Origin of the sequence: Saliphagus infecundisoli (assembly GCF_020177375.1) — an archaeon.
Lineage (GTDB): Archaea > Halobacteriota > Halobacteria > Halobacteriales > Natrialbaceae > Saliphagus > Saliphagus infecundisoli.
The window spans coordinates 1-24,827 of record NZ_JAIWHV010000036.1; the positions used below are offsets into that span (position 1 = coordinate 1).

The following is a 24,827-nucleotide window of genomic DNA, read 5'->3' on the forward strand; positions in this document are numbered from 1 at the left end:
TCGAACCGGTTGACTCATCGAAATCGAATGTGACAGTCCGGCTCTATTTGGTTCGGTTGAACGAGCGCAGATCCCGCCTAATCGGCGGGATCAGCTTTCCCATCGAGAATAACCCTCGGAAGTAGTGCGCAAAGCGGTCTAGAGTTTCGCGTTCTCGCGGCTGATGTTTACCACCGCTTTTCTTCAAACCCCACATACCACGTTCACGACGACTCTAACGGAAGAATGGGTGCTCGGATAAAGTGCCTTTCTGAGACCGGGAGCAAAGTCTAGAGGACTTTGCGACGCGACCAAAGGATTCTGCGACGCGACCAATCAGTTTCCATATAGAAACCGTCACCCGGCGAACCATCCTGTGATGTATCCATCCCCATCTTCTGTCCTTGATTGTCAAAACAACTATAGTATCTTAGTTAGTTGCCTCGGCGTGCAACCACAGCCGCCGCAAGGACCAGGACAGCGACGAGCGCGACTCCGACACCGAAGCCCGGCCCGAACGCCCCGCTCCCGTTTCCGTCATCGTCAATTTGCTTAGTCGTTCCGCCTACACCACTCGTCGACTTACTCGTTTCGTCCACCGGGGATCGGGTTGTCGTGGTAATTGGTGTCCTTGTTGCCGTTGCGGTCTGTGTTGCCGTCGTGGTCGGTATCTCGGTAGTCTGCGTCGCAGTCGAGGCTGTTGCCTCGCTCTGCGTCGTAGTTGTTGCAGTTGCAGTCTGGGTCGTGGTCGTCTCGGTCGCTCTCGCTGTTTCGGTTGTAGCGTTGCCCGCGCTACTTGACGTGGCAGTAAACGTACTCACGCCGCCGCTGCAGGTGCCTGGACTGAGGTCGACTGGTTGACTCATGTTGAGTTCGGTCGTTTCGCCCGTTCCGGAGCGAGCGACCCAGCTCTCGATTTCGTTCTGCTCGGGTGATCCACTCCATTCCTCAAACGGATAGCGGTCTGTTTCGTCGTTGAACTTGATGTCCACAGTGATAGTACGATAGTTCGAACTTTCGAGTCCGCGGAAGGCGGCTCCATCCGTACGCCTTCCGTTGGCGCTCCATTCGATATGTGCGCCTGTATCGTTGTAGCTGAAAGTGTCGTCGCGGTTGGTGTAGTTGTCGTCCTCAACCACCCACTGACCATCCGCCGGAAGACCTGAGATATCGGCTGTGGCGACGTAACCGCCTGGTTCATCGATCTTGTCGTTGAGGAAGACGAGACTTAGCCCATCAGAACCTCGGTAAACGAATACCTGAATGGTCTGGTCGAGTTGGATATCAGTAGTTCCGAGCGAACTATAATTCGCCGTATCATTCAACACTTTATAATCGTAGAACTCCTCAACGGATTGTGTGCCGTCGCCAAGGGGCGTGATCTGCACGCACTGTGAACCCTGCTCGACGATGAACGTTTGACTTCCTTGGGCCGCTGCCATTCCTGAAACGACTACAGGTGCCGAAGCGACCACTACCATCCCGAGCGCGATACCGGCGAGTTGTAACCATCGGTTGTCGTTGAGACTGTGCTCGTGAGCGCGCCGCTCGCTACTCATTTCGAGGAGTCGCCTCCCCGTAGCGTGTCGGGAACCATCCGCGAGAGACGCATCGCATTGCCAGTGACACCGAGGCTCATACCCATATCGCCGACAACCACGGCCACCGCAACGCTGACGTAGCCGAGCGGGACGCCGATCGCGAGCAGTGCCTTCGCGCCGAGACTCGTCCAGATGTTCTGTTGAATCACGTTTCCTGCTTTGTCCGACAGCTCGTAGAGGTACGGCAGTTTCGAGAGATCGTCACCCATAAGTGCGATATCAGCAGTTTCAAGCGCTGTATCCGTTCCGGCAGCCCCCATCGCAATCCCGACAGTCGCGGTCGCAAGCGCTGGCGCATCGTTCACGCCGTCGCCAACCATCGCAACGTCGCCGTATTCATCACTCAACTCATCGATTGCTTCGACCTTCTGGTCAGGGAGGAGTTCCGCGTGGTACTCGTCAACGCCGACCTGCTCGGCAATCGCCTGGGCCGTTCCCTCATTGTCGCCCGTGAGCATTACAACATGACCGATACCCAACTCATGCAGGCGCTCGACAGCGCGTTGTGAGATCGGACGTACCTCATCAGCAATTGCGATGCCACCCAGCAACTCCGTTTCCGTTCCAATGAGGACGACCGTTCGTCCCTCCTCCTCAAGTCCGGCCAACACATGGTCAGCGTACTCCTTCTCCGCCTCTTCGGGACTAGAATTCTCAGTGACCTCCTCCGGTACGACCCCACCGTCAGTTACGCTGCGAGCTTGGGGGAGGTCGAAGCCGAGTTCCTCGAATAGTGCTGGTTTGCCTGCATAGTACGTCTCACCGTCGATAGTAGCTTGAATGCCCTTTCCAGTCAGGCTCTCGAAATTCGAGACAGGAGGAAGATCGGTTCCCTCAGAGTCCTCAGTATGGGTGAGAATCGCCTCAGCAATCGGATGTTCACTCCGCTGTTCTAACCCGGCACCGTATCGGAGCACATCTGGCTCACTGTAGTCTCCGAACGGAATCACGTCGGTGACCGTGAGTTCACCCTTCGTGAGCGTCCCGGTTTTGTCCATCGCGATAGCGTCGATTTCGCCCATTGCTTCGAGGTGATTTCCTCCTTTGATGAGCACGCCGTTCTTCGCGGCACTCGTAATCCCGGAAACGACCGAAACGGGCGTCGAGATGACGAATGCGCACGGGCACGCGATCACAAGTAGGGTGAGACCACGGATGAACCACGTCTGCCACGGCCATCCGAACGCGAGTGGCGGCACGGCAGCGGTGAGAATTGCCAGCACGACCACTATCGGCGTGTAGTAGCCCGAAAAGCGATCGACGAACTGCTCCTTTTCGGTTTTCTTCTCCTGTGCTCCCTGCACCATCTCGATGATTTTCGAGAGCGTCGAATCACCCGCCGTTGAGGTGACCTCTACTTCGAGATAGCCTTCCGCGTTGATACTTCCGGCAAACACTTCATCGCCGGAAGATTTGTCGATAGGTACGCTCTCTCCGGTGATTGAAGACTCATCGACCGCACTCTCGCCCTCGACAACTGAGCCGTCGAGTGGGATCTTCTCGCCGGGACGGACGATGACGGTTTCGCCTACGTCCACGTCCTCGGCCGCTACAGTCACCTCATCGCCATTCCGGCGGACCGTGGCCTCATCCGGCGAGAGTTCCATCAGTTCACGCAGCGAGTTGCGTGCTCTATCCATCGCGTAATCTTCAAGCAACTCCGCGATGCTGAACAGGACGGCTAGTGTCGCGGCTTCGACGAAGTAGCCGATGCCGGTGGCGGCGATGATCGCCGTCCCCATCAGGAAGTCGATGTCGAGACTCAGGTTCTTCGCGGAGTAGTAGCCTCCGCGAACGACGGGATAGCCGCTGACGGCGATTGCGACGAGAAATAGCCCGTCCGCGAGTGTGAGCGGATAGTCGAGGACGGTTGCAGCCTCGATGTTTTGCCCAGTGAGTACGAACTCGAAGAGGAGACCGAACACGAGAAACCCTGCTCCGATCCAGGTTTTGATGGCGCGCGAACTCGTCCAGATCTCCGAGGGAGGCGCGATTTCCACTCCTCCGGTCGATTCCTCACGAGAATCGCTTTCATCGCCGACGACGTCGTAGCCCGCACCCTCAATGGCTGCAACCACGTCGGCCTCGGTCACACGGTCAGAATTATAGGTCACCGTAGCCGTGCCAGTGGTCGGCTGGAGGGTCGTGTCAGTGATCCCGTCGACGCGTTGGAGTGCCTTACCGACCTTCTGCGCGCACGAGGGACAGTCCATCTCCGGAACGGCAAGCCGGACGGACAGTTCTCGCGCCTGCTTACTGTCGCCCGTCTGTTCCACTGCATCCACGTTCTCGGTCATCACCGTGAGATAGGGGAGTCAACTCGATAAGCCTTAGTTGGAATGTTCCAAACGGGAAGTCAGGTCAGGGTGATATCGACGGCTCCGAAGGGAGATTTTCGTGAGCAACGTGCTCCTTCGCAAGGTGTTCTTCCGCCCGTCGAAGTCGGTAGGTGAGCGTCGACCGAGGCACGTTGAGGTGCTCTGCTAGTCCACCTACGTCGATCTCTCGAGGCGACTCGTAATAGCCGTGTTCGACGGCAGCCTGAAGAGCAGCCTCTTGTTCTGGCGAGAGCCGGGTTGTTCTGTCGTTCGTATTGTTTGTCGAGGTCGAGGTGGCGGCCGTTCGGAGTATTTCCGTTCGGGCACAGTCGCCGACGGCAGTTGCGAGCTCATCGAAGAACGCACTCACGTCGCCCTCGCCGGAATGGATGATGCGCCAGGTGTAGTGACGACTCTCGTGGCGCGTGTCGAACAGTAGACCATCGCCGAGGTGGTCGCGTGCGATGTGGGGGATGGACGAGCAAAGAGGGGTGCGCTCCCAGTACGAGTAGAGAACGAGCGTGTCATCAGTCTGGTCAAGGATCTGTGTAGTCTGGGTAGCATCACAGTCCTCGGTTGCGAGACAGTCCGCATAGTAGTCGCTGTTGAGAAAGGCGTCTTCGATATCAGCGAGAGCATCGGGTGTCCCAGTAGCGTGATCGACGCGCCAGAGACGGTCCTCAGTGACGTGCAGCGAGAGCGATCGAATCCAAGCGTCTGGATAGTCAGCGAGAGTATCTGCCACCCTGTTGCACTTAGGTTCGTATTCGAGAGCGAAGACGAGCTCGCGCATACACTACTATAGCTGGCTCGGAGGCATAATACATGGCTTTAGACCGCCCGGATTTGGTTACTGGGGTTAGATCACATCGTCGTGATCGTGAGTTTCCTGCATCCGCTGTGCTTCGGTAGCGTATTGCTCTTGAAGGTCGGTATCGTCGACGGAGCCAAGATTGTTCGGGTCAGCGTCGACAGCCGCCGTGGTGTCGCGAACATCGGTAAAGGAGGTTAGTGCTCGTTCTTTGCGGTAGTACTGCTCACCATCGGGAGTTGCGTAGGTGAGGATGATCAAATTCTGCTCATCGTCGGAGTAGGTGCGTTCAACCAACCACACACGGATACCATTATCCAGTTGCTCCGTCATATTCGCCCGGTTGTTGCGCCTCGGGATTAAATGGTGGAGGTTGTAGATGGGTGTTTTCAGAGACACGGAACCCAAAGCCCATCCCGGCAGCACAAATTTCCGAAGAGATCTATGCATGAACAATCTACCTAGCCGACTTCAGATGTGCAAGATATGCGCCCTGTATCTTGCACGCGGATTTTAACAGATAACAGATTTGTGATATTGGATAGTACGAAGACTTCAGCTAATCCCTATAGCTGACGACGGGCTCTCAGAGGACGAGATTGAGGAGATTCTAGACCGAAACGACGTCGAGACGGTCCTACGAGACCGAAACGTGGTTCCACCCGCCCTTTCGACGAATGGCGCTCGAAACCTGATGCAGCGCCTCTGTGAGGCCGCTGATATCGACGTCGACGGTGACTACCTGAAACCACACGGCGCTCGTCGAGGTCTTGGACACGAACTCTACGCGAGTGGCCACGCCGAGCTGGCTCAATCAGCGCTCAGGCACGCGAGTATCGAAACCACGCATGAATCGTACTCCGATATCCAGGCTGCAGAGACAGCCCAGCAAGTCGATGACCTCCTCGATGAATAGCAAACCCCTTAGAGCCCAGCCCTTGGGCCACATCCGGATTCTGCCCACTCGTTCGTAAGGACGGGAAAACACCTTACTTGAAGCAAATCAGATTCGGGCTCCTCCGAGGGAACTAGCCAAAGTTACCGCAAAACCCGCAGACGGAGAGAGCGTTCATCAATCCCATATCCCACATTATGTCCATAATCCAGGTAATGTAGATTGTGTGAATGGTGAGGATAATGATAATTGCACAGCCAAATTAGTCGTTTTCCGCTTGGCTGCTTAACATCTCGACTACTTCTTGGACCCGTTCCTCATCCGCTTCAATACCCCGCTCGCGGAGGATTTGCAGGGCTACCTCATCACCGTGATTCGCTACGACTCGAAGACACGCGTCCTGAAACTCCCTCCCTTCGAATTCAGAAACATCGAACATTGAGCAGGCAGCAGTCACTGACGACCGCATTCGAGTAATGCCATCCCACGTCTCATCCCGGACGTAGAATCCATGCATGTCGGTCTCATCGAAGGGAAACGCCGGTCCACCAGACGGTTCATCCTCATCTAATTCGTCTGGTTGCTGCGTTGGGTCAACCTCGTTGTCCGTCTCCTGTTGGCTTTTCGCTGCAGACGATCGGGCCTCCTCCCTTGTGGACCCGTTGTCCTCGTCAGCCGGTTCTTCACCTTCCCCTGTTTGTTTGAGCTGTTCAGCAACGTCGCCGAAGCGATTGTCCTCATTAGGCATGGTTCTGATCCTCCACGAGATCCGCTAGGTGGTCGAAATTCTGGATTTGATCGCAGTCTTCATCAAATGCTGCGACCGGCATTCCCTGTTTGAAGGCTCGAGAGATCGCTGTCCGTTCCCGAATTCCAGGCTTCGGGATTTCGTCGACACTTTGTCTCGAGTCATCGAGTGCATCGAAGATTTCCGGGTCAATCCGTGCATACTCGGGGACAAACGATCCGAACTCTCGATTGAGGTTTTCGACCAGCGTCCGATGCTCGTTGTGTTGCCCCATCGTTTCACGAATCATATTAGGCGTGACGGCGAGGATATCGAGGCCGATGTTCTCCCGGATCGGAGAGATCTGGCGGCTGATCATCTTGTTGAGTCCGTTGATGGACCCGGCACGCGGAATGAGGGGGATGATTACACGCTGGACAGCGATGAGCGCGTTGTCAGAAAGCTTACCGCGGCCACCCGCGGCGTCAATAACGACGTAATCGTATCCGTTGGTGATGAGTGGTTCAATGACGTTCCGGCGGAGCTTCACGTCGGCGAATCGTTCGTCCTTCAGTCGCGTCTCCACGTTCTCTAGTTCGTCACTCGAGGGGAGAAGATGCACTCCAAACTCCGTCTCGATTAGCAACTCGTTGGGATCACCGCCGTCGATGAGTGCATCGCCGAGATTCGCCTCCCTGTCGTACGCATCGTCGTAACCTAGCTGACTCGTCATATGCCCATCCTTATCGAGATCGATCAGAACCGTCTCATGACCTCGGGCTGCAAGGCGATCTGCGATATTAAGCGCGATCGTCGACTTGCCCACTCCACCCTTCAGCAGTGAGACTGCTACGCCGGGAAGGCCTTCGAACTCTCCCGTACTCATCGATCAGCACCTCCACGGAAAGAGAATTTTGTACATTTTGTGGATAATTTACATTGTGTGAGTTTTTGAGGTACTGTGGAAATTGTAGGCAATGTGTGTTTTGTTGCACTCATACCCGGCCAATAAAGCGCCTCACCCTTAATTCTGCGTCAGACGAATTCGGTGGGCTATGTAAATTTCGTACATAATGTGGGCTTCTCGACGCTCGATCACAACTACCTAGCCAGCAATTTCCCGCAACTCCATAACATACATTATTTAGATTTTGTACATTGTGTTAGTTTTGTGTATTTTACAGATAATTCATGAGAGGGACAGCGTTCTGTGAGCCGCAGGCGGGTTCTGAGCCCAAACGAGGGATCGAACACGTGGTGCAAACAGTTTTGCGTGGAAACGTGGATCGCGCCCGTATGGCGTCACTGGGCAACATCACGTTCGCAAGTAAGGATCCGCGTTCGCTTGCGGAGTTTTGGGCAGAGGCGCTCGAATACGACCTCGAAGAGCCGCCACCGGAGATCATTGAGGCGATCGAAGCCGAGGGAGGTGATCTCAATGCAGTCGCTGCAGCGGTTGATCCAACAGAGGACGGCCCACGGTTGTTCTTCAAGAAAATGCCGCGATCCTCACCCGAGCATATCCCGATCCATCTCGACCTCGATGCAGAGGATCGCGAGGAAGAGGTCGAACGGCTCGCTGAACTCGGAGCGAGCGTCGTCGAGACGAAAACAGGAACGACCGGTCCAGTGACGGAGACCTGGACTGTGATGCGCGATCCCGAAGGGAACGGGTTCTGCGTTCAGTCTTTTCACTAACCTCAGCGTGGGGTTAAGATACGCTATCGACGATCATGAGACACCGCGTTTCCGCTGTATTGATAGTCGAGTTCACGGACACCGACGCTCGATGCGCGCTGCCTTGTGCAATCGCTTTCTGAGCGGACGGTCGTTGACGATTCTAGCCGCTAATGAGACACCCATGACGAATCGACCATCCACATCGAAGTCTTAGTCTGAATCGAGTTAGTAGCTAATTCAGTTTAATTGAATTGATCGAATTACTGGTGGAATGAGAACGGCAACGATCCTGACACTGCTGAGTCCGATTCGAAACACGACCTGCAGGTTTCCAACTCAAGGGCCCACTTCACAGAACTGTTCTTCTCCTGCGAAACAGTCAGTGAGCGTAGCTAATAGCTCCTCAATGTCTTGGTCTCCATGATATCGCACGGTACTGCTTCTGGAATCGTACTCAATGAGCCCGGCATCTGCAAGTCGAGGAAGCGTTGAATGATGAAGACGGACTACCGTTTCGTTCTTTCTCTCCCCCGGGACGACCCTGGTTGCGAGATCGCGTATCGGGAGTGCGTCTTCTGTCGCCTCTTGAAAACACAGCAACGTGGAGCGGCAGTATTGGTCTGCAAGGATCTCTAACGCTTTGTCTACCGTCTCATGGTGAATGAGGTGATGCATATCTGGGTTTTCCTCTCAATCTATCCGCCCTCCGTCAGACGCTCGTCAGACGTAAATAACTAATGGTAACACCCTCTCGAAGAGCCGATCCAGATTGATCCTGTAAGCCCGACTCAGTGAATCCGTTCGCGTCGCTACATCCAATTGAGCAAAACAGGCGGGGGTCCCCACTCCCGCCCGAGTGCGTACGGGCACAGCCGCACATCCATGACGATTCGCTCACCACGGCTGTGCGCGTGATTGTCTTGCATTGACGACCATAATCGTACCGGTAGAAAATCGCGTACCTTGTGCAACGATTCGCCGTTCACGGGGTCGACGATGTTGCACAAGGTGAGAACGTGCGGTCAACTCGTCGGTTCTGCCAACAGCACGGGCGGGTCCCCCGATCGCCCGTGACTGGATGTGCCTCTGACAGGCAGCACGACCCCCAAACTGGTGTGCCTTCAGAGTGGGCCGTGCGAATGAGGATTATCTGGGAGACTGATATAGGTGTTGGGGATTCCAGTTCAGCGGTGATCGAGAACACGCTCTGGGGCATACCGCCCCTCGTCGTCCCGGTGGTGGGGGATCAGGGACGACGAGGTCACGTGAAAGTGGCTTACCAGCCCGCGGTACCAGTTTCGGTCGCCAGGCCGGCATCGAAACTCCATCTCCCGGGTGGTAATACCTTCCGATAATTGATTGCTGAATTTGAAACATCACAGCCACATTCGGGTAATCGTTTCCCGGTGCAACCCCCTTCTTACCGTGAACGATCAATATCGTACAAGGGGAGAGCGTCGACGGGAACTCGGATCCTCGCCGGTTCTACTTGACGTGCTTCTGGCGGCAAGGTGGAGATATTTCATTATAATTTTATGGGCTCGTTTAAAAGGATAGTTTTCGAGTGGCCATAGTTCCACAGACGGCTCTTTCTATATACAACAAAAACACTTGCAGGGTGGTGTGTGGGTGTTTCTAGCCGAATTGCCAGGGTTCCATCCACGTCATCTCTTCTAATCACGGTCAGTAATACGTGGTCGGACCGCGTTGTCCGGATATCATTGTCGTATTGTTTATCAATCAGGACAGAGAGTGAGAGTGTATGACGACGGTCGCCCAGCTCGTCGTCCCCACCGAGGACGTCATGCTCTCGGAGACGTTCGCCGCATTGCCGGAGCTCGACGTCCGAGTTAAGACCGTCGCCGCTGACGGGCCTCACCAGACGATGCCGCTGGTATGGATCACTGGCGCCTCCAAACGGCAGATCAGAAACGCGCTCTCGGACGACTCCTCGATTAAGGAGTTCACGTCCTTGCTCGAGCATGACGCGTCGGAGTGGCTCTATCGTCTCGAGTATACAGCTGATCTTGAGGCCCTGTTTTCGGCAGTCTTCACCAATAACGGGACGATTCTTGACGCAGAATGTTCGGCCGATGCCTGGACCTTTCACCTGCTATTCTCCGACCGGGGGCTCCTTTCGGAGGCCATTCCGCAACTCGAGGACCACGGACTCCAGATCGAGATTACGCGGATGATCGGTGCTGACCGCAATACGGATCTTGGAGCCATGACCCTTACAGAGGCCCAGGAGAACGCGATTCGCGAAGCGTACGAACGAGGGTACTACGATGTTCCCCGCCAGCTTTCGCTCGAAGAGTTAGCAGCTGAACTTGACGTATCTCATCAGGCGTTGTCCGAACGGCTTCGCCGAGCGAACAAGGTCCTCGCCAGCGAACAGTTCGACAAGCTAGAGAGCGATGGACTTGTTCAGTAATGATGGTGTGTTCCGTGGTCTCGAGTGCATCTAACTCCCTCTGAGTGTTGAGCACAGCCAAGTGCGATCTCCGGATAACTCATCCAGAACTGTGGACTGGACCAGACGATCGGGCTGGATCGTCCATCTTGGTTCGATTGGTTTCACAGGAGGAGAGTCTTGCAAACCACACACCTATTGATCCACGTCAATGGTCTCTACATGCACGACCCAATCTGAAGGCACACGGGACCAGAGGGTCGTGCTGCCAGTCAGAGGCACACGGGCGGGCTGCCACCGCCCGCTCGTCTACTCTCGAAATTGTGTATTTCATAAAAATTCGTGGCCCTGGATGCACAGTGGGGTGGGGCAGGGCACGGATGCGTTATGCGATGGTCGGCCAACGTGGTTGAGAGGCCGACATCACTATCAACCCGGCCACCGGAAATTAGTATTGGGGTCCAACACAGCATAATGAAATATTATTACAGAGTATCTCTATTCCAGTCATCTTAGAAATAGAACCCTCGCTCAAAGATCAATGATCGACTTCGCTCTCGTCATGAGTAGTGATTTCATCAAGTAAGATACGACATTTATCAAAATTGGATCCCTTAGCGACGTTCTCGTGATCGCGATCCCACGCAATGACGTCCGCATCGTCGAGTTTCGGCAAGTGGATGTGAAATAGTTCGATTTGACGGCGTTGAGCCACTTCTTTGTGGACGATACCAGAATCGAGATCCGCGATGTTGAGCGGGCACTCGATCGGTGTCTCTCCATCACGAAGTGCACAAATTATTCGGCGACGAATGGGGTGCGAGATGAGACGGAGCGTCCTCTCGTCCATAGTGACTCTCATACTATCTAATGTGAAATTACTATTGATGATGGAGAGTGTCTTTTTCACCGAAAGTAATTTACCCTCAGAGGTGGCCCCCACCGCATGAGTCCTTCAGACAGTCAAAACCAGAGCCAGTTGTATAGACAGGAGTGTGACTGGGCACAAACGCAACCAAGCGTCGCAGTTGCCTACACGATCGCTGATCTCGAAGAGAGAGATGTTATGGAACTCTCCCCGCTCTATGAGTACGTCGATCCACAATCGCTTGATGCTCTCGTTAGTGAGAGTAGGGAAGTCACGATTTCGTTCACGGCGTATGGATACCTGGTTCAACTCACCGACTCAGAAGTGGTCGTACAGAGTACGTGAAAACGCCCAATACGCGTTTTCTGCTTCAGAAACGCGTCGTAGCGTTGTCGGACTGTACGTCGAGTTCGAGTGATTGAGAGCGATGTCTCCCACAATGTCTCGCTTGGATAGCGAAGAGTGCCATCAGAGGAATAGGCGATTCGACTCACCAGCAGTACTCAGTTCCCATTGAGTGGCCAACCCACTGGATTTAAGAATATCAACCGCGAAGATTACCTATGTCATCAATCGAACTCACGCCGAGTCAGAAGAACATTCTGCGTACCCTAACGACCCTTCACAAGGACTCTGAGGACACGATCAAAGGCGAGGACATCGCCGAGCAGGTCGACCGCAACCCGGGGACGATCCGTAACCAGATGCAGAGCCTGAAAGCCCTCCAGCTTGTCGAGGGCGTGCCCGGACCAAAGGGCGGATACAAGCCGACGGCGACAGCCTACGAGGCCTTAGAGATCCAGCAGATGGACGACCCAGCGTCGGTCCCGCTTACACACGAGGGCGAGGACGCTGAGGACGTCATCGTCGAGGAGATCGACCTCTCGAGCGTTCACCACCCCGAGCTCTGCCGGGCAGAGGTCCACATCCAGGGGGCGATTGACGCCTTCCACGAGGACGATTCTGTTACTGTGGGCCCGACCCCGCTCTCGAAGCTCAAGATCGAAGGGAGCGTCGACGGGAAAGACGATACGGACAATATTCTCATCCTCCGCATCGATGATATGGTCGCCCCGGCCGAGGAACCCGATCATTGATCTGTTGATTGGATCCTGTTCTGCTCTGGGATTCGCCACGTACGGCGCCTGAGACGTCCGGCCAACTGAAAGAACACACCACCGTTTCCGCTGTTCGATTGCGCATGGCGAGAACGCTGGCTGACCCACCAGGCCTGTACTCCTGATCAGGATTGACTCGTCCCAGTATCTCTTTTTGCTCTCCCTCGTAGAACGAGCCATGACCGAGGTGGAGATCCACGAGTACCGTGACTACGAGCGGTTCGCCCAAGACTGGGCAGATGACGACGTCACAACACGGCAGGTCTGGCAGCTCTTGGGCCAACTCAAGGATGACGAGCTCCTGATCCACCTCCCCGAATGGCTCGCCGAGCAGAAGGTCGGGTTCGTCGATGGCGCAACCCCGACAGCGTTCGTCGGGCGGATCACTCGTGATACGGACGACGCCATCCGATTCAGTGATGCAGCGGCCGTTCCACCACTGCTGAAGCTCGCCCATCGGATCCACCAACTCGAGAAAGGAATCAACAACGCTGGCGATGATGATTCTCGTCGGGAATGGCTGGAAGACCGCCTAGCGGACAACCGCGAGTCGTTCGACCAACGGGAGGACGCCGTGGGGCTTGCCGAGGAGTGGCTCCCGAAGAGTCAGATTGAGCGTGCGATACGCCGACGGACGTGAGGTTCGGACCATTTGATGATGAGCACCGGTCTACAACGAGGGCTCTGGTGTTCGGTGAATCCTGAGTAGAGTTCGTCCCGAGGTCGACCCTCAGACCGGCGGGGAAACAGTTTTGCGTGGGAACATGGTCGCGCCTGCATGGCTACACTGGGAAACATCACGTTCGCTTGCGAGGATCCACGGGCACTCGCCGAGTTTTGGGCAGGCGCACTCGAGTACGACCTCGAAGAGCCGCCACCGGAGATCATCGAGGCGATCGAAGCCGAAGGAGGTGATCTCAACGCAGCCGCTGCAGCGGTCGATCCAGCAGAGGACGGCCCACGGTTGTTCTTCAAGAAGATGCCGCGATCCTCACCCGAGCACATCCCGATTCATCTCGATCTCAACGCCGACGAGCGTGAGGAAGAGGTAGAGCGACTCACCGAACTCGGAGCGACCGTCGTCGAGACGAAAACAGGAACGACCGGTCCAGTGACGGAAACCTGGACTGTCATGCGCGATCCCGAAGGGAACGGGTTCTGCGTTCAGTCTCCATATTAAGACCGGGGAGCAGTTTCAGCGCTTAGCGGCGCCGACGTGGAGCGAAGAGAACACGGCCGCTTCGATCTTCCGGAGGTGCTCGCCGACAGTCGTCTCAGACAGCTCGGTGGCCATTGCGATCTCATCGTGGGTCGTTTTACGCGGTTCCTGGTAGTAGCCGAGATCGACTGCTGTTTTGAGCACCTCCCTCTGGCGTTCAGTCAACTGAGAGACGACGTGCCGAGGTCCAGGCGTATACGAGCCGGTCCGCTCGATTTCGATCCTTATATCGTCAGGTTGTTCGGAGAGTGCGTCGGCAAAGGCCGCCTCCGTTCCGATGTACGTCACCCGAAGCCCGCCGTCATCGGTATGTTCGATCGGCATATCCATCAGGTACGAAGACTCTCGCCGGTCCTCCATGAGCAACCGGGTCAGGTCGTCCGCTGCATACCGTGTATAAGAGAAGAATCCAGTATCGTCGCCGGAGAGTGAGAAGTCGAAGACCTCTGGCAACTCCGCTAATACTCGCCGAAGCCTATCGATATCCCCACGACCTTCGGCGAACATCGCAACGGTGTCGTCGTCGAGGAGTTCCATACGATGCGTGGCCCGGTACTCGAGTCCCACCTCGTTGACTTGTCGGTCGAGCCGATTGATCCCACCGCTTTCGGGATACGCCACGAAGGTGACATAGCGCATAGATTCGTGATTGACCGCAACCGACAAAGACGTTCAGCATAAGCGTCCATGGATCACCGGCAGCACGCTCATAGCCATCGGACGAAGAGAATCATCTAATGGATCTCCAAAGAGCAATTACAAAAATTTGGGGCTTCGACTCGATCACTGGGCAGGAGCAAGCACTCCCTCTCCATGGTTCTCGCCAGACCTCCAATCGGATCTCATCGAGTGTATGACCAGATCGACCGATGAGGAGGTAATCATCCTCACTGGCGCGAACGAAGGAATCGGCTATTACTTGCTGACAGCTTTAGCTGAGGATCATCGTCGGATCGCCGCACTCGATATCAACGGAGACAACGTTCGTGACCTCCAAGACGACGTTGTCGCCCGAGTTCAATACTACGAATGCGATGTCACTGACACCGATGATGTGACGACGGTAGTAAGCGAAATCATCGGACAGTGGGGTCGAATCGATATCGTCGTCAACAACGCAGGTGTGGCCCGGGTCGCTTCGTTCCAGGAGCGGTCGCTATCTGATACACGCCATGAGTTCGAGGTCAACTTCTTCGGCTATTATCGTCTGGTTCAGGCGGTCCTCCCGCACATGCTCGCACAGGGGGGTGGTATCATCCACAATATGGGCTCTGGGACGGCAGACACCGGGCACCCTGGCCTGTCCGGGTATTCCGCAACGAAAGGCGCTATCAAGGGGCTCGTTTGTTCATTGCAACTCGAACTTCGAGGTACGGACGTCTCCTGTACGTTGATGATTCCGCCATCAGTGAACACACAGATGACTGCCAGCCTCGAATATCCGGAGTGGATGACGATTGGACCTGAGGAAGTCGGCCGCAAGCTGGCCGATAAGATTCATTCGACCCAGCCGGTGATCACGCCGGATAGAACGACGAGAATCGGTCTCTTGCTTACTCGATGGGTACCATCGCTCTGGAAAAGAATGACTGCAGGAGTCGTGAGTAACTCATAGAATGTCACTACGAACCTCGTATGTTGACTGTCTATGAAGTGTATGCGACACAGCCCCCACCCACGGACAATAAACTTCCAGGGATCACCGGCACTGCGCTCATCGGTTCTGAGCGAAAAGGTGCACCCATATGCCCATGTCTGACGACCCGCCGGTGAGTATCCTCTTGCCGACGACGAAGTGGACCACCGCGTGCACGGAGCTGGCTACCCAACTTGGAGATGACGACGAGTTGGTTATCATCCACGACAATGAGGATGACCCCGTCACCGAGCGGGAAGATTCCCCCGAAGGTGTCCGGCTCATCGCTGCGGGCGAGCCAGACGGTTGTTCGGGGAAGGCAAACGCCATCGCTGCCGGGATGGAGGCTGCACGCCACGACCGACTCGTCTGGACGGACGACGACTTCCATCATCCCTCGGACTGGCTGGGGGAGATGAAATCGGATTATGCGGAGTACGGCCCGGTATCGGAGGTCCCCTACTTCGTCGGTCGCGATCCCCTATCGGTGCTGCTCGAGCCGCTGTACGCCTCGGCTGGCTCGCTGGGTCTCTATCTCGGCAATCAGATCTGGGGCGGAGCGGTCATGTTCGAGCGTGACGACATCGACGAGGCAGCGTTTCTCGATGAGCTTCGACAGACCGTCAGCGACGACGGCCTCCTCATGGAGTACCTCGTGGTGACGACGGTCGGACGGACACGGATCGTCCCGATCGGTGGAACCATTCGTGAAGCGATCGAGCGTCCGGTCCGGTGGACGAAGATTCTCCGGTGGCATTTCCCCGGTACCGTCGCCGGGACCTGTCTCGTTTCACTGCTCGTCCTTGCAATGGCGATTCTGGTCCCGCTGTACATGGTGATCCTTCTGACGGCAGCTCACCTCGCCGTCAACGAAATTCTGGGCGTCCGCCGATGGACGGCCATATTGGCCTACCCGGCATTGTTCGTATTCGTACCCCTGGTTTTCTATGCACTTGTTCGCCGGACGTTCGTCTGGGGTGGCCGACGATACCGCTGGTGCGGGAAGTTCGACGTTAGAGTCGTCGAATAGCGCTCCAGCTAAAGACGACATACCCAACGATGTGCGTTCGTGACTCGCTTCTTTCAAAAATCACGAGCGTTGAACCGGCGAGAATCCGTCTATTGATTCAGTCGCGTGGAGCTATCCAATCTACTCCCGCGTAGGTATCAGGCAACCATCCCGCTTGAATCGTGCCTACGACACCCGTCCCACCCACAATCGGAGCACATACTGTTGCTCGCACTTCACTGGCTAAAACGATAACAGGTGGAATGCCGTTACGAAGAGTCCGATGGTAAGATAGACCGATGGGCCGACAAATCTCCAGAGCGGGTCGTCAACCCGGAAGAGATGTGTCAGGATGGCCCCAGCCATCGTAGCGACTGTTAGCAGTCCGCCGAGAACAGCGAGAGTCGGTGCAAATACGAGACCGACGAGTAAGCCGAGCCCCCCAAATACCTCGATGACACCGGTAATGAATCGAAACCACTCGGGATAGTCATATCGATCAAAATCCTCCACCACGAGGTCAATACCGAATAGCTTCGCACTGCCCGCAGCCAGCATGATGAATCCGAGCAACCCCTGCATGAGAGGGAGAGCCGTTTCAATTGTACTCATAGTCGACTTGCCTCACGGGATTCGGGCGAGTGTTCGTTCATAGCGATCTGTGCCTGTCTCCGGCGAGAGGCATGGATCTCCTACACGTGGTGAGACTACGGATTCACTCGTGAATATATTCACCTTTTTAAGGTGATAGGACTCCTGTTAAACCACTCGCCAGCCAACCCCGGTGATATGGTCCGTGTACGCCTGCAGGTCGAAATCGGGGTAGATGACGACAACTGGCTAGCTGGTGTCTCGACCGACTTTCCGGACGCCGAGTTCACGATCCTGACGAGCCAGCCCGTAGACGATGGCGTGCTCGAACTGATCGAAGTAACGACGTCGGATGTGGATGCCATCGTTCGTCGGTTCGACGACGCGTCGGAGGCGCGCTCATTCGATGTACTCCATTCCGACGACGGGCTGGTACTGGTCCAATTAGAATTTCCGATGCCGTCAACGTATGAGGCGAGGCGTTCGAAGGGGATCCTTCCGCGATTTCCGATCAGCATCCGAGACGGGTGGGCATCCGGCGAACAAGTGACTTCACAGGAGCAATTATCGGAGTTAACGACCGAGTTAGCGGCGGCTGACATCCCGTACGAGATACTATCGTTGACCCAATCGTACGACTCGAACGGACTTCTGACTGAGCGCCAGCGGGAGGTCATCACTAAAGCGGTTGAACGAGGGTACTACGATAGCCCTCGAGGCTGTACGCTCGTCGGACTTGCAGAAACAATGGATGTCAATCAATCGGCGGTTAGTGGTGTCCTCCATCGAGCTGAAAGTAAGATTATCAAGGAATTTGTCTCGTAGGCGGCGACAGAGGGAGACGAATCACCATTGTCTCATCTGATTGGTTCCGGAAAATCGATGACGACTCCGAAATTTTGGCTCTGTAGTTCCGGTACACAGCGGCGGATTTCATGGGTATCGGACGGTACGACGGAGGTTGTAGACGGTAGCTTTGAGCAGCATTTCACGGAACTCGAGCCACCAACTTCGCGCACTCACGGCAGCGCCGAGCGTGCGCTTGATCGACGAGAAGACGGTTTCTGACATGGAGCGCTGGTGGTACCGATCACTGTCCATGCGGGCGTTGTGGGCGTGATCGAGTGGGTTCATGATGTGGTGTTTGATGAGGGGTCGGACGCCGTGTTCACGAAGTTCGTCGCGGAACGCTCTCGCGTCGTACCCGCGATCAGCCGCGAGGCTCCGCAGGTTGCCGGCGTTTCGCCGGGCGACCTGCGGGCCGATCTTCCTATCGAGGGGCTACAGGCGCGTATAGGACACCGTGTTTCCGCTGTATGGGGTAATCGAGGTCGCTAGTGCGGACACTGGAGTCGCACCACCTTGTGCAACATCTTTCCGAGTGGGCGGCCGACTGTTGCACAAGGTGATGACGTTGTCGAACCACCCACCCGTTCCGCCTTTACGTATCTCTGGTGACAAGGTGAAGATACGAGGCACGTTCGATCCGGTTTGCTTCCGTTCTCACTCGACAGGGAGACGTCCGAAGAGAGGATTCGCTCGCCGAACGCCGATTAGTGGCTCTTGTGGGTGTCGCCCTCCTCGTCCGGCCACTCGGCGTCTCCGTCGATATAGCACGCGGCACAGGAATAGTCGCCGGGAAGCGTCGAGCACGCACAGTCCTCGGTTTCGGCAGTCGTCTCGTCGACGTCGTCGGTCTCGAGGACTGCCTCTTTGTCGCTTCTAGCGACGAGCTCCCCACCGTCGGTTGCGACGCGATCCTGGGAGTCGTCGCACCTGAACTTCGAGGGCGTTCCTTAGGTCGTGTTGGACGTGGTCGCTCGTATCTCGACGAATGGTTGCGAACGCGGGGCACAGTTCTTAGGGTGGGTCTCGTGTATGGAGGGTATGGCATCGATACCGGACGATTTCGAGGATTTATTCGAGAAGCAGACGTTTGCTCACGTGACGACCATCCTCCCCGACGAGACACTGCACTCGACGGCCGTGTGGATTGATTACGACGCGGAGGCGGACCGATTATTGGTCAACACTGAGCGCGAGCGCCGAAAGACGAAAAACGCCCGAAACGATCCCCGTGTTGCGGTCAGTATGACTGATCCGGATAATCCCTATCGGATGCTTTCGGTCACGGGTGAGGTCGATGAGATCACCACAGACGGGGCGCGAGAGCATATCGACGAACTGGCACAGCGATATATGGGGGAGGATGAATATCCCAATCCCATCGAAAGTGAACGAGTCATCATTTCGATCGAGCCCACAGAGGTCAGACAGATGGAAGGATGAGTGTCGGGCGCACGGAAATGAATGGCACAGAGTGTGACGGTATGGCACGGTCCGACAGAATCCTCGATCACTTCTTGCACGAGGGCATGTGCTGGACGCGTTACGTCCTCCAGTGCTCACCTCAGGAATCAGTGTCCTCCAGTGGCCGTTCCAGTTGTCGATTCGGGAAGCCGGAGTGTAAGGAGGATCACGACGACGAGTACCGCAGCTAACAGGACATAGCCTTCATCAAAGTATCCGCGGTCAGCGATGCCCCCGAATAGAACCGGGCCTGCTGCACCGAGCGTCGCTGACGTGGTTCGAACGACTCCAAGACCAGTTCCCTGGATGTCATCGGGAATCGCATCGGAGAGGAACGACTGCGTGATCGCTCCTGAGCCAAGCATCGAACTCACGAGCGCTGTCACTGCCCCAAGAAGCCAGAACCCCTCGATGATGGGTAAGAGCGTGAGCCCAGCAACGGGGCCGACCAGGACGAGAACAAGGGATCGGCGCATACCGATCCGGTCGTACGCAGCTCCGGCCAGCGGTTTGACGATGACGCCAAACGCGAAGAAGACGCTAAACAAGAGCCCAGCGGCCGAGGAAGATAACCCCTTCTGATCGACAAGATAGGTCGGATACAGTCCTGTAAACGATTGCCAAATGAGGATATACAGAAAGAGAATAAACGCGACAAACAACAAGTTTTCGCGGCGCAACCGCGCGACGATCGACGGGAGATCCCCCACTGAAATCGAATCAGCGTCAGGTTCGGTTGGTGGTTGAGCCGGCAGCACGACCCACAAGACGATGCCGACCAGCAGGAGCAACGGGATGAGAAATCCCAACCCAGCCTGCCAGGCGATCGCTGCGGCGAGCACCCCCGCAATGGGTGGGAAAATGGTCTGACCGAGATCACCCGTCGCCATCGTCACACCGAGGGCGCTTCCGATCCTGTCGGGATAGATGTCCGAGAGGATGGTAATCCGTGCAATTGGATACAGTGACTGGCCGAGACCAACTACGGCAGTGGCAGCGAACAAAAGGAATGGTGTCGGCGCAATCAACACCCCCACAAGGGCTCCGGCGACGGTGATCGTCCCCACAGTCATGATGAGGCGTTCGCTGTACCGATCAGCGAGAATGCCGCCTGGGAGTTGCCCAAGCGCTGATCCCAGCCAGAGGATCGTAACGAGGAAGCCTGCAACGGTGAGACTCAGGTTAAACGATGTACGCAGATAGGGGAGGAGCACCGGATAGATCATGCGTGCGCCGAGTAAGATCCCCCAGCCACTTGCAACGACAAGAAGCGATCGTCCCTTTCCACCACCCCAGAGGGCCGTCACCTCACGTGAGATACCGTCAATAACTGTCATTGAGAGACGTAGTAGGTGGAATTCTCTCGAGGACTTGTATAACGATTCCTGCCAGCTAGGTTATCGCCGGTTCGCGACGGTTTATCGATTCGGGCCGACACTGTCGGGCAGATTCGGGACACTATCTCGAAGTTCACTGAGACAGGTTTCGAGAATTGCCATCGGATTCGAATCTGTGAACGATGCGGATTCACGGTGAGGTGTTGACCACTCGTCATGGTCAACTTGAAAATGACTCGGACCCAAGTTCTCGTGGGTTTCGTCTTGATGCCAGCCGCATGACCACGGAGTACCCGGCTCGTTGTACTGGATACGGAATTCGTCGCGCTCGGGATGTGGACGCCACTCGAATTCAAGCGTCGCGTCGCCAGCGTCCAAATTCTGATCGATGAAGACTGCACGATCGAAAGTCGCTTTCAGACGGACTGGACGCATCGGACTTGGATCCGCGTCCACGGCCGTTATGCCAGCTTCTCGTCGAAGTCGAGCTACGACTCGTTTGTGGACTTCATATCGATGGAGGTGTGTGTCTCCAGGAGTCGGTGAATTTCCCATTCGCGAGCCCTGAATCAGTGAGCAGATGCGAGACCACTCTCGCGGGTTGCCTCGATCGTATCGTAGAGTTGAATTGCTTGCTTGATGAGCGTGGCCTGGTGTTCGTAGTACTCCCAATCCTCTGCGTCGTGACGTCGCTGTCGGCGTTCGGATGCCGAAACATCATCACCGACGGTTGTCCGGAGTTCGTCAGCGGACTCCACGTCGTAGGCGTCCTTCCACTCGTCGATATCATCTCGGATGGCACCTAATTCAGCCGTAAGCTCATCCTTTTGATACTCGTTGACGAAGTCACGGATCTGATCGAAATACTGTGTAATTGGGTCGGGATAGTAACAGGTCTCGCGGCCACGCTGGACCGTTTCAAGTTTATCCGCCTCAACGAGTTGCGTGAGATACTTTTCAGCCGTGTTTCGAGCAACACCAGCGGAATCGGCGATCTCTCCCGCGTTTTTTGGTTCACGAACCGTCATCGCAACCTCCCGAATCCGGGAGACCTTTGCCATGTGATCCGTGGTTCCTGAGTCGCTCATACACGTCGTTCAGACCTCCAGCACTATTATCTTTTTGAATCCTAGTTCAGAATATTGAATTAGTCTTGTTTTTCGCCCGTACACCGACGAACGGGCCTCGAACGGGTCGCTGCGACGCCGTTCGAAGAGGGGATTCACTGTGATCTCAACGCAACCGCTGCCGCGGTTGATCCAGTGGGGGATGGTCTGCGACTGTTCTCCAAGAAGATGCCACGATAGCCACCCGAATACATTCCAATCAGTCTCAATAGCAATACCGACGACCGGGAAGAGTACGTCTAGTAGCTCACCCAACTCTGTGCGATCGTCGTCGAGACGAAAACAGGGACGACCGGTCCAGTGACGGAGACCTGGACTGTCATGCGTGATCCCGAAGGGAATGGGTTCTGTGTCCAGTCGTCTCACTAACGACTCGAGCAAAAGCGTATTCGGTGATCACTGTGAGGGAGAGAGCTCATGTCGAGGATAGTGGCGCGTATGAGACACCGTGTTTCCGCTGTATGGGTGGTCGAGGTCGCTAGCGCCGATACGTAAGTCGCGCCACCTTGTGCAACATCTTTCTGAGTTGGCGGCCGGCTGTTGCACAAGGTGGTGACGCCGTCGTACCCTCCGCACTTTTCGCCTTTAAGTATTTCTGGCGACAAGGTGAAGATACGAGAGACGTTCGGTCCGGTTTGCTTCCGTTCTCACTCGACAGAGAGACGTCCGAAGAGCGGATTCGCTCGCCGGACGCTGATTATCAGCTCCTGTGGGTGTCGTCCTCCTCATCGGGCCACTCCGCGTCTCCGTCGATGTAGCACGCGCCACAGGGATAGTCGCCAGGGAGCGTCGAACAGGCACAGTCCTCGGTTTCGGCAGTCGTCTCGACGACGTCGTCAGTCTCGAGGACTGCTCCTTCGTCGCCGGCGACGACGAGCTCCCCGCCGTCGGTGGCGACACGCTCCTGGGAGTCATCCGCGGTCGCAGCCTCGAGAACGGGCGCACGGATCGCGACGGCCACGCGGTGTTTGCAGGCGCCATCCTGGTAGGTGTCGGAGGGACACTCACACGCGACGGGTACGCCGTTCTCGATGTTCACGCGGTAGGTGTGCTCGTGTTTTTCGTCGTCGCCGTAGCTCCCGTTGGTCACCTGAAGGAGGCCAGGCGCTTCGAGATCGAACTCGAAGGCTTCGTACTGGGCGCGTTTGGCGGTCGGTGCGTCAACGTCAAGGTCTGCGAGTGCGTTGGTCGTCATGGGCTTGGTCAGAGCAAGACAGCCCCGCTCGGGTGTACCAGCACCCGGGCATTCCTACGATCAGAATGTCCCGAGGAACGGGCCTGTCTCTACCAGTTCATACGTGTGTACCCGTATTAAATCTATCGGCGTCACACGAGTGAAGAGGTTTAAGACTCTCGACCGCGTATTCCAGCGCATGAGCAACGAGCGTGACGACCGCGGACAGTTCGTTGAACAGGTGACGCTCGAGGACGTCCTCGGGGAGCTACGGCGGGTCGACGAACCGATGACCGGCACGGAGCTCGGAGACCGCTTCGAGATCTCCAACCGTGCAGCACTCAATAAACTGAACAGGTTACATGATCGCGGCGATGTCCGTCGAAAGGAGGTCGGTGGACGCTCAGTCGTGTGGTGGCTCCCTGACGATGAATCGGCCGTGACGGGGATCGATCCCGATGACGGCTTCTGGAACGCGCAGCCGGGATCCTCCGCAAAACCGACGGACGCCGCGAAGGCCGACGAGTACCTCGCCGACGCCCTCGCGGATGAATAGCGCCGGGGCCGGCACCGGTACGGATGCGACAGACGCCCCCTCCTCGGCGCCAGCGACCGCCACTGACGTTCGCGCGACGCCGTTGTTCATCGACACTGGGGCGTTCTTCGCTTACTATAACGACCGTGATGAACACCACGACACTGCCCGTGCGCTCTTTCAGGCAATCCGGTCCGGTGAACTCGTCTATTCGCCGCTCTATACCACACGCTTCGTCCTCACCGAGCTCGCCACATTACTGTTGTACAAGGTCGATCATGCGACCGCCACACGTGCTCTTGAAACCATCCTCGGGGGATCAAGCTTCAACATCGTTCGGGCGGACCCGTCCGCGTTCACTGATGCACGTGAGGCATTCGCTCGCTACGACGATCATGCGATAACACTCGTCAATCACCTCACCGGCGTGCTCGCCACCGAGCGTGACGTCGAGCACGTCTTTGCGTTCGACAGTGATTTTCGGACCCTCGGATTCACCGTCGTTCCCGAGGACACCGGGGAGCCGTAGTTTCCGACAGGTCACGGATCACGCTACCGTCTGGCATTCTCCACTCGAAATACGTCGCACAGGCGTCAGACCTCTCGTGTTCTATCATGCATGATTCTCTACGTGTTCCACGGGAAACAGTATCTCCACTTGTTCCACTCGAAAGGCCCCGTCTGACGTACGTCTGCTAAGCGTCTGACTAACGACCTTCCGATTCGGGGCAGAGATCGGACTCTCGAGGTGAAGGAGATGAGCGTCTTGATTCGAGAGGGCCAGATCGAGCACCTCGATGACCGTCTCCGCTATCCAGGGACGGCCTAGAAGAACGCTGAATAGGTGGACAGTCAGTAACCCTCAGTAGGTCCGGTCGATTTTTTTCTGTTGGGCGACATCGATCGTATTTATTTCACTACATTATCTGTTCACCTTAAAATGTCCCCATCAAACGGCATATCGGCGTCCGGTGGCGGAAACAGGCCTAAGCGACGATAGGGAACGTACCAGTCCGCCCCCTCGGCTCACTCTACCGGAGTGGTTGATTTCCCCGCAAATGCGCGCAAAGAGTTATACAGACGGAACCGATGTGAATAATCATGCAGATACAGAATCTGGCTGGGTATTTCGACGAGCAACTCACGTATCCAGCGGACAGAGCAACTGTCATTGAGCAACTCGGCGAAGTCGAGGTTGAAGCCCCAGACCAGGACGATTCTGAAACGATCTCCACCATTATCCACCCACTCACGGACGAAACGTACGGCTCGGCAGATGAGTTATACACAACCATCATCGGTAACCTCAACGAGGAGTATATCGGGCGGAAATTCTATGACGACCGGGGCCAACAGACTGTGGACGCATCAAAACGATCTGAAGACGAGCGCGACATCTCGTTCTAGTACTGATCGGCAAGCGGTCGTCTAAGATCGTCGCTCTTGGGTAGAGGATTGTTGGTGACGATTCAGCGGTAG

General features: G+C 56.1%; 27 protein-coding genes and 1 pseudogene. 14 read left to right on the plus strand and 14 right to left on the minus strand.

Annotated features, from left to right (window positions below; translation table 11 throughout):
• Positions 1–413 precede the first annotated feature (413 nt).
• From LCF40_RS20695 to LCF40_RS20710, 4 genes are all read right to left on the minus strand, one after another.
• Positions 414–1,538: a hypothetical protein gene (locus tag LCF40_RS20695; RefSeq protein ID WP_008422282.1), complete on the minus strand. Its 1,125-nt coding sequence runs from the start codon at positions 1,536–1,538 to the stop codon at positions 414–416.
• Positions 1,535–3,877, minus strand: coding sequence for a heavy metal translocating P-type ATPase (locus LCF40_RS20700; RefSeq protein WP_193364847.1), 2,343 nt, complete (start codon positions 3,875–3,877; stop codon positions 1,535–1,537). The genes LCF40_RS20695 and LCF40_RS20700 overlap by 4 nt, the downstream gene beginning before the upstream one ends.
• A gap of 64 nt (positions 3,878–3,941) precedes the next feature.
• Entirely contained in the window at positions 3,942–4,691 is a 750-nt protein-coding gene (locus LCF40_RS20705) for a helix-turn-helix domain-containing protein (protein ID WP_008422280.1), read from the minus strand.
• A gap of 66 nt (positions 4,692–4,757) precedes the next feature.
• Positions 4,758–5,042, minus strand: coding sequence for a DUF7967 family protein (locus LCF40_RS20710; protein WP_008422279.1), 285 nt, complete (start codon positions 5,040–5,042; stop codon positions 4,758–4,760).
• Between the two features lie 319 nt (positions 5,043–5,361).
• Here LCF40_RS20710 and LCF40_RS20715 point away from each other — a divergent pair, with 319 nt between their 5' ends.
• Entirely contained in the window at positions 5,362–5,625 is a 264-nt protein-coding gene (locus tag LCF40_RS20715; RefSeq protein ID WP_224830048.1) for a tyrosine-type recombinase/integrase, read from the plus strand.
• Positions 5,626–5,866: 241 nt separating this feature from the next.
• Here LCF40_RS20715 and LCF40_RS20720 read toward each other — a convergent pair whose 3' ends face one another.
• Both LCF40_RS20720 and LCF40_RS20725 read right to left on the minus strand, forming a co-directional pair.
• Complete coding sequence (locus LCF40_RS20720) at positions 5,867–6,352, minus strand: DUF7970 domain-containing protein (RefSeq protein ID WP_224830049.1); 486 nt, start codon at positions 6,350–6,352, stop codon at positions 5,867–5,869.
• Entirely contained in the window at positions 6,345–7,217 is an 873-nt protein-coding gene (locus LCF40_RS20725; RefSeq protein WP_224830050.1) for a ParA family protein, read from the minus strand. The genes LCF40_RS20720 and LCF40_RS20725 overlap by 8 nt, the downstream gene beginning before the upstream one ends.
• Positions 7,218–7,627: 410 nt before the next feature.
• On the opposite strand from LCF40_RS20725, the gene LCF40_RS20730 reads away from it, so the two are divergent.
• On the plus strand, positions 7,628–8,029 hold the full coding sequence (locus tag LCF40_RS20730) for a VOC family protein (RefSeq protein ID WP_224830051.1): 402 nt from the start codon (positions 7,628–7,630) through the stop codon (positions 8,027–8,029).
• A gap of 318 nt (positions 8,030–8,347) precedes the next feature.
• Here LCF40_RS20730 and LCF40_RS23890 read toward each other — a convergent pair whose 3' ends face one another.
• Positions 8,348–8,686, minus strand: a complete 339-nt coding sequence (locus LCF40_RS23890) for a DUF7344 domain-containing protein (RefSeq protein WP_425504265.1) — start codon at positions 8,684–8,686, stop codon at positions 8,348–8,350.
• Between the two features lie 1,087 nt (positions 8,687–9,773).
• On the opposite strand from LCF40_RS23890, the gene LCF40_RS20735 reads away from it, so the two are divergent.
• On the plus strand, positions 9,774–10,445 hold the full coding sequence (locus tag LCF40_RS20735; protein ID WP_224830052.1) for a helix-turn-helix domain-containing protein: 672 nt from the start codon (positions 9,774–9,776) through the stop codon (positions 10,443–10,445).
• Between the two features lie 517 nt (positions 10,446–10,962).
• Here the strand turns inward: LCF40_RS20735 and LCF40_RS20740 are convergent.
• Positions 10,963–11,274, minus strand: a complete 312-nt coding sequence (locus tag LCF40_RS20740) for a DUF7344 domain-containing protein (RefSeq protein WP_224830053.1) — start codon at positions 11,272–11,274, stop codon at positions 10,963–10,965.
• 96 nt (positions 11,275–11,370) lie between these two features.
• Here LCF40_RS20740 and LCF40_RS20745 point away from each other — a divergent pair, with 96 nt between their 5' ends.
• The 4 genes from LCF40_RS20745 (at position 11,371) to LCF40_RS20760 (ending at position 13,590) form a co-directional block, all read left to right on the plus strand.
• A complete protein-coding gene (locus LCF40_RS20745; RefSeq protein WP_224830054.1) occupies positions 11,371–11,637 on the plus strand; it encodes a HalOD1 output domain-containing protein in 267 nt (88 codons plus the stop codon).
• A 218-nt stretch (positions 11,638–11,855) separates the two neighbouring features.
• Complete coding sequence (locus LCF40_RS20750; protein ID WP_224830055.1) at positions 11,856–12,389, plus strand: Rrf2 family transcriptional regulator; 534 nt, start codon at positions 11,856–11,858, stop codon at positions 12,387–12,389.
• A gap of 199 nt (positions 12,390–12,588) precedes the next feature.
• Complete coding sequence (locus tag LCF40_RS20755; RefSeq protein WP_224830056.1) at positions 12,589–13,050, plus strand: hypothetical protein; 462 nt, start codon at positions 12,589–12,591, stop codon at positions 13,048–13,050.
• A gap of 138 nt (positions 13,051–13,188) precedes the next feature.
• Positions 13,189–13,590 (plus strand): VOC family protein, encoded by a 402-nt coding sequence (locus LCF40_RS20760; protein WP_224830057.1) that lies wholly within the window; start codon positions 13,189–13,191, stop codon positions 13,588–13,590.
• Positions 13,591–13,605: 15 nt separating this feature from the next.
• Here LCF40_RS20760 and LCF40_RS20765 read toward each other — a convergent pair whose 3' ends face one another.
• Entirely contained in the window at positions 13,606–14,268 is a 663-nt protein-coding gene (locus LCF40_RS20765; protein WP_425504266.1) for a helix-turn-helix domain-containing protein, read from the minus strand.
• 214 nt (positions 14,269–14,482) lie between these two features.
• On the opposite strand from LCF40_RS20765, the gene LCF40_RS20770 reads away from it, so the two are divergent.
• Positions 14,483–15,244 carry an SDR family NAD(P)-dependent oxidoreductase gene (locus LCF40_RS20770; protein ID WP_224830059.1) on the plus strand — a complete coding sequence of 254 codons (762 nt, stop codon included), beginning with the start codon at positions 14,483–14,485 and terminating at the stop codon, positions 15,242–15,244.
• A gap of 136 nt (positions 15,245–15,380) precedes the next feature.
• Positions 15,381–16,295, plus strand: a complete 915-nt coding sequence (locus LCF40_RS20775) for a glycosyltransferase family 2 protein (RefSeq protein ID WP_224830060.1) — start codon at positions 15,381–15,383, stop codon at positions 16,293–16,295.
• A gap of 222 nt (positions 16,296–16,517) precedes the next feature.
• Here LCF40_RS20775 and LCF40_RS20780 read toward each other — a convergent pair whose 3' ends face one another.
• Positions 16,518–16,886, minus strand: coding sequence for a DoxX family protein (locus tag LCF40_RS20780; RefSeq protein ID WP_224830061.1), 369 nt, complete (start codon positions 16,884–16,886; stop codon positions 16,518–16,520).
• A gap of 132 nt (positions 16,887–17,018) precedes the next feature.
• Here LCF40_RS20780 and LCF40_RS20785 point away from each other — a divergent pair, with 132 nt between their 5' ends.
• Positions 17,019–17,690 carry a helix-turn-helix domain-containing protein gene (locus LCF40_RS20785; protein WP_224830062.1) on the plus strand — a complete coding sequence of 224 codons (672 nt, stop codon included), beginning with the start codon at positions 17,019–17,021 and terminating at the stop codon, positions 17,688–17,690.
• A gap of 108 nt (positions 17,691–17,798) precedes the next feature.
• Here LCF40_RS20785 and LCF40_RS20790 read toward each other — a convergent pair.
• Positions 17,799–18,140: pseudogene (locus LCF40_RS20790) on the minus strand (transposase); the annotation flags it as partial.
• A gap of 612 nt (positions 18,141–18,752) precedes the next feature.
• Here LCF40_RS20790 and LCF40_RS20795 point away from each other — a divergent pair.
• Positions 18,753–19,154 carry a PPOX class F420-dependent oxidoreductase gene (locus LCF40_RS20795; RefSeq protein ID WP_224830063.1) on the plus strand — a complete coding sequence of 134 codons (402 nt, stop codon included), beginning with the start codon at positions 18,753–18,755 and terminating at the stop codon, positions 19,152–19,154.
• Between the two features lie 128 nt (positions 19,155–19,282).
• On the opposite strand, the gene LCF40_RS20800 is transcribed toward LCF40_RS20795, so the two are convergent.
• The 3 genes from LCF40_RS20800 to LCF40_RS20810 form a co-directional block, all read right to left on the minus strand.
• Positions 19,283–20,512: an MFS transporter gene (locus tag LCF40_RS20800; protein ID WP_224830064.1), complete on the minus strand. Its 1,230-nt coding sequence runs from the start codon at positions 20,510–20,512 to the stop codon at positions 19,283–19,285.
• A 569-nt stretch (positions 20,513–21,081) separates the two neighbouring features.
• Positions 21,082–21,600, minus strand: coding sequence for an ArsR/SmtB family transcription factor (locus LCF40_RS20805; RefSeq protein ID WP_224830065.1), 519 nt, complete (start codon positions 21,598–21,600; stop codon positions 21,082–21,084).
• Between the two features lie 739 nt (positions 21,601–22,339).
• Complete coding sequence (locus LCF40_RS20810; RefSeq protein ID WP_224830066.1) at positions 22,340–22,834, minus strand: SWIM zinc finger family protein; 495 nt, start codon at positions 22,832–22,834, stop codon at positions 22,340–22,342.
• A gap of 178 nt (positions 22,835–23,012) precedes the next feature.
• Here LCF40_RS20810 and LCF40_RS20815 point away from each other — a divergent pair, with 178 nt between their 5' ends.
• The 3 genes from LCF40_RS20815 (at position 23,013) to LCF40_RS20825 (ending at position 24,755) form a co-directional block, all read left to right on the plus strand.
• Positions 23,013–23,369: an HTH domain-containing protein gene (locus LCF40_RS20815; RefSeq protein ID WP_224830067.1), complete on the plus strand. Its 357-nt coding sequence runs from the start codon at positions 23,013–23,015 to the stop codon at positions 23,367–23,369.
• On the plus strand, positions 23,362–23,877 hold the full coding sequence (locus LCF40_RS20820) for a type II toxin-antitoxin system VapC family toxin (RefSeq protein WP_224830068.1): 516 nt from the start codon (positions 23,362–23,364) through the stop codon (positions 23,875–23,877). Before LCF40_RS20815 ends, LCF40_RS20820 begins: the two co-directional genes overlap by 8 nt.
• Before the next feature lie 572 nt (positions 23,878–24,449).
• Positions 24,450–24,755 carry a DUF5789 family protein gene (locus LCF40_RS20825; RefSeq protein WP_224830069.1) on the plus strand — a complete coding sequence of 102 codons (306 nt, stop codon included), beginning with the start codon at positions 24,450–24,452 and terminating at the stop codon, positions 24,753–24,755.
• The last annotated feature ends 72 nt before the right edge of the window (positions 24,756–24,827 follow it).